The organism is Nocardioides sp. T2.26MG-1, from assembly GCF_950101795.1.
GTDB lineage: Bacteria > Actinomycetota > Actinomycetes > Propionibacteriales > Nocardioidaceae > Nocardioides.
The window spans coordinates 418836-431400 of the sequence record NZ_CATNLZ010000023.1 but is presented as its reverse complement, the minus strand read 5'-3'; the positions used below and the strand labels follow the sequence as shown (position 1 = coordinate 431400).

13 protein-coding genes and 1 tRNA gene are annotated in these 12565 nt (G+C 70.4%); 2 read left to right on the top strand and 12 right to left on the bottom strand.

Annotation, left to right across the window (positions count from 1 at the left end; genetic code table 11):
* Window positions 1–55: 55 nt before the first annotated feature.
* The 12 genes from QQZ14_RS14875 to fdxA form a co-directional block, all read right to left on the bottom strand.
* Window positions 56–367: a hypothetical protein gene (locus QQZ14_RS14875; protein ID WP_284535115.1), complete on the bottom strand. Its 312-nt coding sequence runs from the start codon at window positions 365–367 to the stop codon at window positions 56–58.
* A complete protein-coding gene (locus tag QQZ14_RS14870; RefSeq protein WP_284535114.1) occupies window positions 351–1178 on the bottom strand; it encodes a slipin family protein in 828 nt (275 codons plus the stop codon). Before QQZ14_RS14870 ends, QQZ14_RS14875 begins: the two co-directional genes overlap by 17 nt.
* Window positions 1172–1828: a hypothetical protein gene (locus tag QQZ14_RS14865; protein ID WP_284535113.1), complete on the bottom strand. Its 657-nt coding sequence runs from the start codon at window positions 1826–1828 to the stop codon at window positions 1172–1174. Before QQZ14_RS14865 ends, QQZ14_RS14870 begins: the two co-directional genes overlap by 7 nt.
* Window positions 1825–4233, bottom strand: coding sequence for a nitric-oxide reductase large subunit (locus QQZ14_RS14860; protein WP_284535112.1), 2409 nt, complete (start codon window positions 4231–4233; stop codon window positions 1825–1827). Before QQZ14_RS14860 ends, QQZ14_RS14865 begins: the two co-directional genes overlap by 4 nt.
* Before the next feature lie 76 nt (window positions 4234–4309).
* Window positions 4310–5425 carry a cyanuric acid amidohydrolase gene (atzD, locus tag QQZ14_RS14855; RefSeq protein ID WP_284535111.1) on the bottom strand — a complete coding sequence of 372 codons (1116 nt, stop codon included), beginning with the start codon at window positions 5423–5425 and terminating at the stop codon, window positions 4310–4312.
* A 50-nt stretch (window positions 5426–5475) separates the two neighbouring features.
* A complete protein-coding gene (locus QQZ14_RS14850) occupies window positions 5476–6843 on the bottom strand; it encodes a uracil-xanthine permease family protein (RefSeq protein WP_284535110.1) in 1368 nt (455 codons plus the stop codon).
* Window positions 6844–6848: 5 nt separating this feature from the next.
* Window positions 6849–9281: a xanthine dehydrogenase family protein molybdopterin-binding subunit gene (locus tag QQZ14_RS14845; protein ID WP_284535109.1), complete on the bottom strand. Its 2433-nt coding sequence runs from the start codon at window positions 9279–9281 to the stop codon at window positions 6849–6851.
* Window positions 9274–9765 carry a (2Fe-2S)-binding protein gene (locus QQZ14_RS14840; RefSeq protein WP_284535108.1) on the bottom strand — a complete coding sequence of 164 codons (492 nt, stop codon included), beginning with the start codon at window positions 9763–9765 and terminating at the stop codon, window positions 9274–9276. The genes QQZ14_RS14845 and QQZ14_RS14840 overlap by 8 nt, the downstream gene beginning before the upstream one ends.
* Window positions 9765–10580 carry an FAD binding domain-containing protein gene (locus QQZ14_RS14835; protein ID WP_284535107.1) on the bottom strand — a complete coding sequence of 272 codons (816 nt, stop codon included), beginning with the start codon at window positions 10578–10580 and terminating at the stop codon, window positions 9765–9767. The genes QQZ14_RS14840 and QQZ14_RS14835 overlap by 1 nt, the downstream gene beginning before the upstream one ends.
* Before the next feature lie 71 nt (window positions 10581–10651).
* Window positions 10652–10780, bottom strand: a complete 129-nt coding sequence (locus QQZ14_RS14830; protein WP_284535106.1) for a hypothetical protein — start codon at window positions 10778–10780, stop codon at window positions 10652–10654.
* An 8-nt stretch (window positions 10781–10788) separates the two neighbouring features.
* Window positions 10789–11433 (bottom strand): helix-turn-helix transcriptional regulator, encoded by a 645-nt coding sequence (locus QQZ14_RS14825; RefSeq protein ID WP_284535105.1) that lies wholly within the window; start codon window positions 11431–11433, stop codon window positions 10789–10791.
* The gene (fdxA, locus tag QQZ14_RS14820; protein WP_284535104.1) at window positions 11430–11774 is read right to left on the bottom strand and encodes a ferredoxin; all 345 of its coding nucleotides are present in this window, start codon (window positions 11772–11774) and stop codon (window positions 11430–11432) included. Before fdxA ends, QQZ14_RS14825 begins: the two co-directional genes overlap by 4 nt.
* Before the next feature lie 58 nt (window positions 11775–11832).
* Here fdxA and QQZ14_RS14815 point away from each other — a divergent pair, with 58 nt between their 5' ends.
* Complete coding sequence (locus QQZ14_RS14815) at window positions 11833–12321, top strand: hemerythrin domain-containing protein (protein ID WP_284535103.1); 489 nt, start codon at window positions 11833–11835, stop codon at window positions 12319–12321.
* 95 nt (window positions 12322–12416) lie between these two features.
* Window positions 12417–12489 (top strand) — tRNA-Lys (locus QQZ14_RS14810).
* Window positions 12490–12565 lie beyond the last annotated feature (76 nt).

Below are 12565 nucleotides of genomic sequence, written 5' to 3'. Positions count from 1 at the left end.
ACGACTCTAGTCCGTCCCGGTCGGGCGGGACCGGCCGCGCGGCGTCCCGGATCGGTCAGACAGGGTCGACCGGCGTCTCCTCGGCGCGGCGCCGGTCGATGATCGTGTAGACGCCCATGAGGGCCATGGCCACGCCCACGCCGCCCAGCAGGAAGCCGAGCAGGAGCCAGAGCTGGATCGGGTCCATCCCGTCGCCGTCGCCCTCGCCGATCATCGACCCGATGAGGAAGCCGAAGAGCGGGGCGAGCGCCGCCAGCACCGTTCCGCCGATCACCAACCACCAGCCGGAGGGCATCGGCTCCAGCACGACCGGGCGTCCGGCACCGAGGTCACGCTCGCTGTCGTGCAGCTCAGGATCGGTGGTCATCGGGGTTCCTTTCCACGGGAGCGTTGCCGTTCACCAGACCGTTGATGGCGTTCGCGGGGTTGGAGCGAACCGCGTCGAGGAACGGCCCGATGATGTCGATGGGCAGGGGGAACACGACCGTGGAGTTCTGGTCGGCGCCGAGCTCGAGGAGCGTCTGGAGATAGCGGAGCTGCAGGCTCGCCGGCGCCTCACTGAGGGTCTTCGCCGCGTCACGCAGCTCGGCGGACGCCTGGAGCTCACCGCGCGCGCTGATCACCTTGGCGCGGCGCTCCCGCTCCGCCTCGGCCTCGCGGGCCATGGCCCGCTGCATCGCCTCGGGGATCTCGACGTCCTTGATCTCCACGACGGCGACCTCGACGCCCCAGGGCTCGGTCTGCGCCGCGATCGAGGCGGCGAGGTCCTCGTTGAGGTCGTCGCGGTGCGCGAGCAGCGTGTCCAGGTCCGCCCGACCGACCACGGAGCGCAGTGTCGTCTGGGCGATCTGGGAGGTCGCGACGGCGTGGTTCTCGACCGTCATCACCGACTTCACCGCGTCGGTGACCCGGAACATCACGACCGCGTTCACCCGGGCCGGCACGTTGTCGCGGGTGATGACCTCCTGCGGCGGGATCGTCAGCGTGACGACCCGCATGTCGACCCGGACCAGCTTGTCCAGGCCGGGCACGACCAGCACCACGCCCGGGCCGAGCAGCTCGCGCAGCCGGCCCAGCCGGAACTCCACGCCCCGCTCGTACTCCTTGAGCACCCGCACCGACGCACCGGCCAGCACGACCAGGACGACGACGGCCACGACCACGAGATAGGTCACCATGCGGTGTCACCGTCCTGGTGTCGTCGCGCCGAGGCGAACCGGGAGTGCCGCTGCCGGACGGCGGTCGCGGTCAGGGCCCGCTCGGCCATGGTCTCGTCCAGGGAGCGGTGCACCATCCCCTCGGGCAGGACGACCGTCGAGCGACGCAGGTGCGACCAGAGCGGCCAGCTGAGCAGCAGCGCAGCGAGGATGGCCGAGGTGAGCACGGTCGCGGCGACCCGGTCGGGGCCCGCCAGCAGCGCGCCGACCGGCCAGACCAGCCCCATCAGCACGACGGCGCAGGCGATGCCGCGGTGGAACCTCGCGGCCTCCGACGCCGGCCACACGTCGATCGCCCGCTGGATCTCGCGGCCCGAGTGGGACGGCGTACAGGTCTTCTTGACGGGGCACGCGTTGCAGACCGACGGGCTGCCGCGATAGCGCATCACGCGGTGGTCGGGGTCGAACGACTGCGGCCACAGCCACTGGTCCTCGGGACACTGCCAGGCGTCGTGGTCCTCGTGGTAGGTGAACCCGAACGTGACGCCGCCCTCCGCCGCTGCCCCGGCACGGCGCGCGAGGCGGTCGATGAGGTAGGCCATCGCGACCAGGGCCAGGCTGTAGCCGGCGGCGAACCAGGTCTCGAAGCCGACGTCTGCCAGGGCGGTCACGTCCGGCCCTCGCCGTCAGGGTCGTCGACGACGACGTCGGTACGGCGGTCCGAGGCGTAGCGCGACGGCGGGACCAGTTCGCCGGTCCGGTCCTCGCGCGCCTCCGGGTGCTCCTCGACGAAGAGCGTCTCCGGCTCCATCACGACGGCGGTCGCCTTGATGCCGTAGCGGACACCGAGGAACGCGATCCACAGGAACGGCAGGATGCCCGGCACGAGGAAGATCACGTCGCCCGGCATCCGCATCCACTCGAGGAAGGCGTTGCCAGGACGGGTGATGTAGCCGAGCTCGCGGGCCTCGAAGTAGCCGTCGTTGACGGAGTGCCACAGCTGGAGCACGCCGAGCGGCAGCAGGGTGACGAACACCATCCACGCGAGGCCGATGTTGAGCGACCAGAACGAGAGCTTGGCCAGCCGGTCCGGCCACCGGTTGGCCGGGATGATGTAGCGCAGCGCGAAGAGCGACAGACCCACGCCCATCATCCCGTAGACGCCCATCATCGCGCCGTGCGCGTGGTTGGCCGTGAGCGCGGTGCCGATCTGGTAGTAGGACACGATCGGCAGGTTGATCAGGAAGCCGAAGACGCCCGCGCCGACGAAGTTCCAGAAGCCCACCGCGACCAGGAACATCACGGCCCACCGGTGCGGGAACGGCGCGCTGCTGCGGGTCTGCTGGCGCGAGCCGAGCTGCAGGAACGTCCATGCCTCGACGGTCAGGAACGTCAGCGGGATGACCTCCAGGGCCGAGAAGAACGCACCCAGCGCCATGTGCTCCACCGGCGTGCCCGAGAAGTAGAGGTGGTGCATGGTGCCGATGACGCCGCCGGCGGAGTAGAGGATCACGTCGAGGAAGATGATCTGGATCGCGATCTCGCGACGCACCACCCCCAGCATCACGAAGATGTAGGCGACCATCACCGTGGTGAACAGCTCGAGGAAGTCCTCGACCCACAGGTGGACCACCCAGAAGCGCCAGAACTCCGCGACGGTCAGGTGCGAGTCGGTGCGGGCCAGCATGCCGACGGCGTAGAAGGCCGGGATCGCGAGGCCGGCGTAGAAGAACAGCCACGGCATGTTGAGCTTGCTCTCGGTCTTCAGCCGCGAGCGGATCGCCCGGTAGACGATCGCGATCCAGAGGAACAGCCCGACCACGAGCAGCAGCTGCCAGAAGCGCGGCAGGTCGAGGTACTCCCACTGCTGGTCGAAGAAGATCGACCCCTTGGCCCAGTCGGCGCCGAAGATGCTGATCGCCTCCCCGGTCAGGGAGCCGACCACGACCACCACGAGCGCGCCCAGGAGGCCCCAGGTCAGCCAGTGCTGCCGCCGGGGCTCACGCCCCGAGATGATCGGGGCGAGGAAGATGCCGGCGGCCAGGAACGAGGCGGCGGTCCACAGCAGGGACAGCTGGAGGTGCCAGGTGCGCGCGAGGTTGAACGGCAGCAGCCTCGCCAGGTCGAGCCCGAAGAAGCTGGTCAGGTCGGCGCGGTAGTGCTCGACCGCCGCACCGAGGACCGCCTGCACCAGGAACAGCGCGGCGACGGTGAAGAAGAACCAGGCGGTCACCCGCTGGGACTTGGTGATCTCCACCTCCCCCGGCTGGCGGAAGGCCAGCGAGGGCTGCTCCGTGGCATGCCAGCCGATCCGCCTGCTCCAGCGGCCATAGACGGCGAAGAGCAGACCGAGCCCGACCAGCAGGGCGATCAGGGAGAGGCCGGACCACACGATGATGTCGGCGGTCGGCCCGTTGTCGACGCGCTTCTCGGCCGGCCAGTTGTTCGTGTAGGAGTAGCTGTGACCCGGGCGCTCGGCGGCCGCCGCCCACGCGGTCCAGGAGAAGAACGCGGTGAGCTCGTGGATCTCCTGGGGGTCGGTGATGACCTTGGGGATCAGGCCGTGCTCGGTGCTGTCGTCGCCGAAGAAGTCGGCGTAGTACGCCGTGGCCGCCTCGAAGGCGGAGACCTGCTCGGGGGTGTAGACCAGGGTGCCCGAGTCCTCGTCGTAGCGGTTCTCCCGGAGCATCTCGCTGGTCGCGGCGGTGGGGTCCTGCACGCCCTGCTCGGTCAGGTCCTCGTAGACGTGCTCCGAGGCGAGACGGAGGTACTCGGCGGTGTAGTCGGGGCCGAGGTAGGCACCGTGACCCATCACCGAGCCGTACTGCTGTAGGCCGCGGCGCAGGAAGATCTCCTGGCCGGCGGTGATGTCGCCCTGGTCGAAGACGACCTGGCCGTCCTGGTCGGTGACCTGCTCCGGCAGCGGCATCGAGTCGGTGTAGGTGCGGACCGCGAGCATGCCCATCACGAAGAATCCGAAGACCATCACGAGGACCACCCCCTGCAGCCAGCCCTTGGAGAGGTTGAGCTGGCTCTTGGGAGAGCCGGTGTCGACGATCTGCCGAGATTCCGTCATGAGGTGACCTCCGAGAATGGGTGCGCCTGCCCCGGAAACCTGTCACAGGTAAAGGGCGTTGTGAAGGCCCCGCCCGTCAGACCCCCAGATCCACGATCGCGATCACCGGTCCACCTCCGGACGGCCCCTGGTGCACCGCCGCGACCGACACGAAGTTCATCGGGTCGCCGGAGACCGCGGCGACCACGCCACCGACACAGGCCTTGATCTGCCGGTGCCAGGCGACGTCGGAGTCGTCCAGCATGATGTTGCGTCGCCCGCGCACCCTCCCGGTCGGGTCCGCCTCGCACTTGAGGAAGAGGTTCACCAGTCGGCCCTTGATGTGCCGCGGGTGGATGCAGTCGGCCGGCATGTCGTCGAGGCCGGCGTCGCGGATCGCCTCCCAGACCCCGTCCATGTCGAGCGCGTCCTTCATGACGCTGTGCCCGACCCGGTACCGGCCACCGACGCCACGGGCGTTCCCGACCACCACGATCTGGGCTTGGTCGAGCTCGACGCCGGAGGAGCAGGAGGCGACCGAGGAGTAGAGCGACAGGTCGTGGAAGATCTGCTCGGGCGTCGGCATCTCGATCTCGCCCAGGGCCACGGCGACGCCCAGGGCGGTGGTCGCGTTCGACACGTCCATCGACTCCAGCGTGTTGTGGGTGAAGACGGTCTCGCCCCGGCGTTCGGCGTCGTTGATGGTGTCCTGGACCAGCAGCGGCGTCTTGGTCTGCACGTAGTGGACGTCCGCCGGGTCGGTGATCCCGGCCCGCTCCATCGCGACCCGGACGCCCGCGGCGACCTTCTCGACCATGGCCGGGCGGCCGATGTCCTCCGGCAGCAGTACGTCGCTCATCGCGTAGCCGACGGTGACCCGCGGCTCGTCCGTGGGCTGGTAGCGGCCCTCCGGGGCGCAGGCGAAGATCGTCGCGTGCGGGCTGATGACGCCGTCGGTGCCGCCGGACCAGACGAGCGGGACCTGGGCGACCTCCTCCTTGGTCCTGGTCCCCTTCTCCTCCAGCACCGCACGGTAGGCGTTGGTGGAGATGATCCGGGTGTAGTCGTTGACGCCACCGTTGCCCTCGGTCTTGCCGACCACGGCGATGACGTCGTCGGCCGAGAACACCCCTTGGTCGATCAGGTCGGCGAGCCCGCTGGCGTCGCTGACGTGCTCGATCGGGACCTTGCGAACCTCGATGGGACGGGGCATGGCGGTGCTACCTCCAGGTGTGGGTGTGCTTGGTCTGAACTGCGGACGGGCTACGCCCGGTCCGGTGGCGGCTCGTGCGGGTCATGGGGCGTGCCCGGGTCCCTGAGCGGTGACGCCGGGCTCAGCGGCTGGTTGCGGAAGATGCCGTAGCGCGCCGCGTGGAACATCAGCTGGTAGCCGATGATCGTCGCGAACGTGCCGATGGCGATCCCGTTGAACGACACGTCGCCGTCGGCCGAGGTCCAGGTCGCATTGGCCGACCCGAGGATGAGGCCGATCGCCGCGGGGAACAGGTTGACCGGGTTCTTGAAGTCGACCCCGCCCTCGACCCAGATGCGTCCGCCGAGCACGGCGATCAGGCCGTACAGGATGATCGTCGCGCCGCCGAGCACGCCGATCGGGATGCTCACGATCAGGGCACCGAACTTCGGGATCATGCCGAGGGCGATCGCGGTCAGGCCGGCCACGACGTAGGCGGCGGTCGAGTAGACCCTGGTCGCCGCCATCACGCCGATGTTCTCGGCGTACGTCGTGGTGCCGGAGCCGCCGCCCGCGCCGGCGATCATCGTCGCGGCCCCGTCGCCCATGTACGCCCGGCCCAGGGACCGGTCGAGGTCGCGGTCGGTCATCGAGGCCACGGCCTTGATGTGGCCGGTGTTCTCGGCGACGAGCACGACCACCACCGGGACGATCAGCGCGATGGCGTTCCAGCTGAAGCTGGGGGCCGTGAAGTCCGGCAGCCCGACCCAGTCCGCCTTGTCGAGGTTCCCCTCCAGGTGGTCGAGCTGTCCCTGCGGGACGGCGACGAGGTAGCCGACGACGACACCGATCAGGATCGAGATGCGGCCCCAGAACCCGCGGAGCAGAACCGTGGCGAGGACGATGACGAGGAGCGTGATCGTCGCGGTCCACGGCTGCTGCTCGTAGTTGTCCCAGGCCACCGGGGCGAGGTTGAGCCCGATCAGCGCCACGATGGCTCCGGTGACGGCCGGGGGCATCAGCTGGTTGATCCACCCGGAGCCGAAGCGGTCCACCAGCAGGCCGATGACGAACAGCACCAGGCCGGCGGCGATGATGCCGCTCAGGGCCTGGGAGATGTCGCCGTCGACCGTGGCGGCGATCACCGGGGAGATGAACGCGAAGCTCGAGCCCGTGTAGCTCGGCAGTCCCAGCCGCTGGCCGCGGCCGATGGTCATCGCGATGAAGACCAGGGTGCCGACGCCGGAGAAGAAGATCGTCGCGGTGGGAGGGAACCCGGTCAGCACGGGCACCAGGAAGGTCGCGCCGAACATCGCGACGACGTGCTGCATGCCGATGCCGATGGTGAGGGGCCAGGAGAGCCGCTCCTCGGGGGCGACCACGTCGGTGGGGGCGACGTGGTGCCCGTCCCCGTGCACGGTCCAGAGCCTGGATGCCATGGTGCTCACTTTCTGGGAGAGGGCTGCCCGGCGCCGCCGGGCAGGTCGGACCGGCAGGACCCGGCCGGTGTCTCGGTGATCCAGTTGTCGATCGGCTCGTGGCTGCGCAAGGCACGCCACACGTCCTCGAAGCGCATCGGCATGTGCAGGAGCTCGGCGCCCGTGGCCTGCTGGATCGCGTTGCCGATGGCCGGCGCCACCGAGATCATCGGGTGCTCACCGACCCCGCGGGCGCCGTACGGGCCGTCGAGCTGGGCGGTCTCCACGACCGCGATGTCGAGGCGGGCGGGGAGGTCACGGGCGGTCGGGATCTTGTTGTCGGTGAACGAGGGGTTGAGCAGCCGGCCCTGCTGGTCGTAGATGTAGCCCTCGCACAGCGCCGTCCCGAGGCCCTGCACCATGCCGCCGATGGCCTGCCCGCGCACCAGGCCCGGGTTGACGACCCGCCCCACGTCGTACGCCGAGGAGATCGCGAGCACGTCGAACTCGCCGGTGTCGGGATCCACGTCCACGACGACGCCGTGGGCGCCGTAGGTCCAGTCCAGGGCGGGGAGGCCCTGACCGGTCTCCTTGTCGAGGTTGGTCAATCCCTGGGCGATGTAGCGCCCCACCCCGATCAGCGGGCCGCCGATGCCGTTGCCGTTGGGGAACGCGTAGCCGATCGACAGCTCGGCGAAGGTGACCGACTCCTGGGGCCGGTGCGCGACGAAGACCCGGTCGGCGTCGTGGTCGAGGTCGGCCACGTTGGCCCGCAGCACCTGGGCGGCCACGTCGTACGCCTGGCGCAGCAGGTCGTCACAGGCCAGCAGGCAGGCGTTGCCCGAGAGGATCAGGCCCTTGGAGGCCACGGTCTGCCAGTCGTAGGGGTCCTTGTCGGTGTCACGCTCGATCGCGACCTTGACGCGGTCGATCGGGAACCTCAGGCGCTCCGCGACGATCTGGGCGAGGGCGGTGTTGCAGCCCTGCCCGATCTCCATGAGCGCGACGTTCACCACGACCGTGGCGTCGGAGCTCATCTTCACGACCGCGGCCGTGGCCGTGAAGGACGGCATCGCGGGCGCCTTGTGCAGCGTGGCGACGCCCTTGCCGACCCGGCGGCCGGTGCGCCGCTCGTGCTCCCTCTCCTCGTCGGTGAGCCCGCCGTACCCGATCGCCGCGGCGACGGCGTCCAGGCAGGCCCGGGGGTCTCCGGTGTGCTCGGTGATCAGCTCGCCGGTCATCGTCCGCGAGCCCGGCTTCAGCAGGTTCCGGCGCCGGAACTCCAGGGGGTCCATCCCGATCGCGTGCGCGACCAGCTCCATGTGCCGCTCGAGCCCCCAGAAGAACTCCACGTGCCCGAAGCCGCGGTAGGCCGTGCCGTACGGCTTGTTGGTGTAGATCGTGTAGGCGTCCACCCAGGCGTTGGGGATCTCGTAGGGGCCGCTCGCGGAGTACGCCGACGCCCGGGTCACGTTCACGGCGTAGTCGGCGTAGGCGCCCGCGTCCCAGTACATCGTCATCTGCTGGGCGGTGATGGTGCCGTCGGCGCGCACCCCGGTCTTGATCCGGTAGGTCAGCGCGCTGCGGCACGGGAGCAGGCTGAACTCCTCCTCGCGGGTCGCCTGCAGGCGCACCGGGCGGCCGCCCGCCTTGCGGGACAGGCAGGCCACCAGCGGCTCCAGGTGGATGCCGGCCTTGCCGCCGAACCCGCCGCCGACGTGCGGGACGACCACCCGCACCTGGTTGAGCGGCAGCCGCATCGCGGTGCAGAAGAGGTTGCGCACGGTGAACGGGGACTGGGCGCTGGTCCAGATCGTGACCTGGTCACCGGCCTTCCACTGGACCACCGCCACGTGGGTCTCCAGCGGGACGTGCTGCACCGAGGGGTTGGTGTACTCGCGCTCGACGACCCACTCCGCCTCGGCGAAGCCCCGGTCGAGGTCGCCCTTGCGCACCCGCTGCACGTGCGCGACGTTGGTGCCGGGCTGCGGGCTGAAGGCGGCCTCGACGTACGCATAGCTCCCGAGGTCGGGATGCACCAGGGGCGCGTCGTCGCCGATCGCCTCCATCGGGTCGAGCACCGGGCTCAGCACCTCGTACTCGACCTCGATCAACTCGACCGCCGCGCTCGCGGTCTCCACCGACTCGGCCGCGACAGCCGCCACCGCCTCGCCGAAGTGCCGGACCACGTCCTTGGCGAGGATGTCCTTGTCGACGACGTACAGGCCGAGCTTGTGGTCGAGCTCGTGCCCGGTGAGGACGGCGTGCACCCCTGGGAGCGCCTCGGCCCTGCTGGTGTCGATGCGGAGGATCCGGGCGCGGGCGTGCGGGCTCGCCTTCACCTTCGCGTGCAGCAGGCCCGGCAGCAGCAGGTCGCCGGTGTAGAGGGCGTCCCCGGTGAGCTTCTCCACCGCCTCCACGCGGGGTACGTCGGCACCGACCACCGTCAGCTCAGACATGCCGCAGGTCCCCCACCGAGGAGTCGTCGAGCTGGCCGGAGACGTCGAGGACCGCCTCGATGATCTGCGCGTAGCCGGTGCAGCGGCAGAAGTTGCCCTCAATGCCCTCCTGGATCTCGCGAACCGTGGGCTGGGGGTTGCGCTGGAGCAGGTCGCGGACCGACATCACCATGCCGCCGGTGCAGAACCCGCACTGGACCGCGTGATGGCGAGCGAACGCCTCCTGGATCCGCGAGAGCCGACCCTGCTCGGCCTCACCTTCGACGGTCCGCACGCTGCCGCCGTCGGCCTCGACCGCCAGCACCAGGCACGAGTTGACGGTCCGCCCGTTCAGCTCGACGGTGCACGCCCCGCACTCGCCGGCCCCGCAGCCCTCCTTCGAGCCGGTCAGGCCCAGCCCGTCGCGCAGGAGGCGCAGGAGCGTCCAGTGGTCCTCGACGTCCCTCTGGCAGACCTGGCCGTTGACGGTCACCGAGATCTGCATCAGGCCACCTCCTCCATGGCCCTGCGCACGTAGACGCCGACCATGTGGGTCCGGTACTCCTTCGTGCAGCGCACGTCGCTGATCGGGCTGATCGCCGCCCGGGCCACCGCCACCACCTCGTCGACCGGGTCGCGCGTGGTCAGCCCGTCGACGAGCAGTGGCGTCGGGGCACACGAGCTGATGCCCAGCCGGAGCTCGCCGTCCTTGGCCATCGCGGCGACCCCGACGATGCCGAGGTCGTGGCCCTTGATGCGCTTCAGCTTGCGGTAGGAGCCGCGCGCGCCGGCGCTCTGCGCCGGGACGACGATCTCCTCGAGCAGCTCGCCGGCGCGCAGCACGGTGCGCTTGGCCCCGGTGAAGAACTCGGTGAACGGCACCTCTCGCCGGCTGTCCTGGGAGCTGATCACCGCCCGGGCGCCGAGGCACAGGAGGGCGGGCGCCATGTCCGCGCACGGCGAGGCGTTGACGACGTTGCCGACCACGGTGGCGCGGTTGCGGATCTGGTGCGACGCCAGGTCCTGCGCGCACGCCGCGAGCAGCGGGTACGACGAGCGGGCCCGCTCGTCGCGGAGCACGTCGTCGATGGTGACACCCGGCCGGATCACCAGCCCCTCGGCGGCGCTCCATGCGAGCTCGCCGAACCCGGGGACCAGCTTCACGTCGACCACCGCGGCGGGGCGGGCCAGGCCGCTGCGGACGTCGCCGAGCAGGTCGGTCCCGCCGGCCAGGACGCGCGCTCGCTCGCCGTACTCCGCGAGCAGCTCGAGCAGCTCGTCGCGCCGCCGCGGCGCCCGGTACCGGAACATGGCCGTCATGTCGCCTCCCCGCCGAGTCGATCGGACCACAGCGGCGGGGCACCGAGTAGGGCCCTTCGTCCTGGCCGGGGCTAGTGGGGCTTGTTCGTGTTGCCGGCGCGCACGGCCAGCCACACGCCCCCACCGATGACCACGACCACCATGACCAACGCCGCGAGGAACAGGATCAGGGCGGCGGTCGGATCGGTTCCTGTCGTCATGCTTCCTCCTAGGGGTTGAGGACGAGGCGCGTCAGACACAGGTCGGGCTCGACGTAGGGCTCGAGGGACTCGACGGAGACCCCGCTGGCGAGCTGCCCCATCACGCCCCGCATCAGACCGAGGTGGAGGGGGCACACGACGTCGGTGCGGTGGCTCGAGAGCTCGAGGAACGGGCAGTGGCGCAGACCGATCTCCAGCCGGGTCCCGCCGCCGCGCCGCTCGGCGGCGAAGCCGAGATCGTCGAGCATGGCGACCAGAGTGTCTGTGGCCTCACCGGGGGTCTGCGACGCGGGCGGCGAGGCCACCAGGCCCCGGCCCCAGGTGTCCCCGAAGCGCTCGGCGCGCGCGTCGGCGTCCGGCTCGCGCGCCAGCCCCTCGACCAGGATCCCGGCGAGCATCTCGTAGTTGCGCGGCCCCGCCGGGTCCATGCCGGGGGTGATCCGGAACAGCAGCGGCGGTCGTCCGGGGCCGGTGTTCGTCGCCTCGACCCGTTCGACTCGTCCCTGCTCGGTGAGCGTGTCCAGGTGGAACCGCACCGTGTTGGCGTGGACGTCCAGCCGCCGGGCGATCTCGACGATGCTCATCGGCTGCCGCGCGCCGCGGAGCACCGCGAGCACCCGCTCGCGGCCGCCCCTCTCCGGCGCCCGGCTCATGAGCTCTGGGGCGGGAGCCCGGCGACCAGGGGCGTGTCGACCCCGAGCGCCCCCAGCTTCGCCGCTCCCCCGGGCGATCCGAGGGGCCGGTCGCGGCCCGGCAGCGGCTCGGAGAAGAACGCCGAGTTGTCGGCGAGGTACGGCGTGAGCTCGGGCGGCAGGTCGTCCTCGTAGTAGATCGCCTCGACCGGGCACACCGGCTCGCACGCGCCGCAGTCCACGCACTCGTCGGGATGGATGTAGAGGCTCCGGGCTCCCTCGTAGATGCAGTCCACCGGGCACTCGTCGACGCAGGCGCGGTCCATCACGTCCACACAGGGCTGTCCGATCACGTAGGTCACGATGGCTAGTTTACACAATCCGTGCTTGTATAAACTAGCCACCGACGAGAGGACGACCGTGAACGAGGCAACGAGGGACACCGAGCTGGACGCGACGACGCCGATGGCGGTGCTCGAGCGTGAGCACCAGGAGGTCGACGCCGGGCTCGAGTACTTCGTCGCCCACGGGATCGCCGGGGCGCCGCAGCTGCGGACGGCGCTGGCGGCGCTGCGCCGGCACATCTTCGTCGAGGAGGAGTGCCTGTTCCCGATGCTCCAGGACCCGGCGCTGCGGATGCCGCTGTTCGTGATGCTCACCGAGCACCGCGACCTGTGGCGCACGATGGACGAGATCGACGCCGCGCTGGACGGCGACGGACCAGGCGACCGCCTCCAGGTCCTGGGCCGGACCCTGCTCGCCCAGCTGGATCGGCACAACTCCAAGGAGGAGCCGATCATCTATGCCCACGCGGCGACGGCGCTCCCGCCGGAGGCGGCGGCGAGCCTGACCGAGGTGCTCGAGACCGCCCGCGTGCCCGTGGGCTGGTCGCCGGGCCCGGACGACTGAACCAGCCCGCCGACCGGGTACTGTCTCCTCGGTCAGGGCGGCGGAACCACCTGCTGGTCAGCCAGAGGACTCCCCGCCGGGTACCCCTGTTCCCCGGGCCTCTAGCTCAACTGGCAGAGCTGTGGACTTTTAATCCATAGGTTGTGGGTTCGAGCCCCACGGGGCCCACCGACCCGCAGACCGGTCACCGCAACCGGTCTACTCCAGTGGGACCACCTTGGCCGATTCGGTGCGCGCGGCATCC

Coding starts and splice junctions, on each gene's coding strand:
- QQZ14_RS14875 (WP_284535115.1), bottom strand. CDS start 367: ATGACCACCGATCCTGAGCTGCACGACAGCGAGCGTGACCTCGGTGCC.
- QQZ14_RS14870 (WP_284535114.1), bottom strand. CDS start 1,178: ATGGTGACCTATCTCGTGGTCGTGGCCGTCGTCGTCCTGGTCGTGCTG.
- QQZ14_RS14860 (WP_284535112.1), bottom strand. CDS start 4,233: ATGACGGAATCTCGGCAGATCGTCGACACCGGCTCTCCCAAGAGCCAG.
- atzD (WP_284535111.1), bottom strand. CDS start 5,425: ATGCCCCGTCCCATCGAGGTTCGCAAGGTCCCGATCGAGCACGTCAGC.
- QQZ14_RS14850 (WP_284535110.1), bottom strand. CDS start 6,843: ATGGCATCCAGGCTCTGGACCGTGCACGGGGACGGGCACCACGTCGCC.
- QQZ14_RS14845 (WP_284535109.1), bottom strand. CDS start 9,281: ATGTCTGAGCTGACGGTGGTCGGTGCCGACGTACCCCGCGTGGAGGCG.
- QQZ14_RS14840 (WP_284535108.1), bottom strand. CDS start 9,765: ATGCAGATCTCGGTGACCGTCAACGGCCAGGTCTGCCAGAGGGACGTC.
- QQZ14_RS14835 (WP_284535107.1), bottom strand. CDS start 10,580: ATGACGGCCATGTTCCGGTACCGGGCGCCGCGGCGGCGCGACGAGCTG.
- QQZ14_RS14830 (WP_284535106.1), bottom strand. CDS start 10,780: ATGACGACAGGAACCGATCCGACCGCCGCCCTGATCCTGTTCCTCGCG.
- QQZ14_RS14825 (WP_284535105.1), bottom strand. CDS start 11,433: ATGAGCCGGGCGCCGGAGAGGGGCGGCCGCGAGCGGGTGCTCGCGGTG.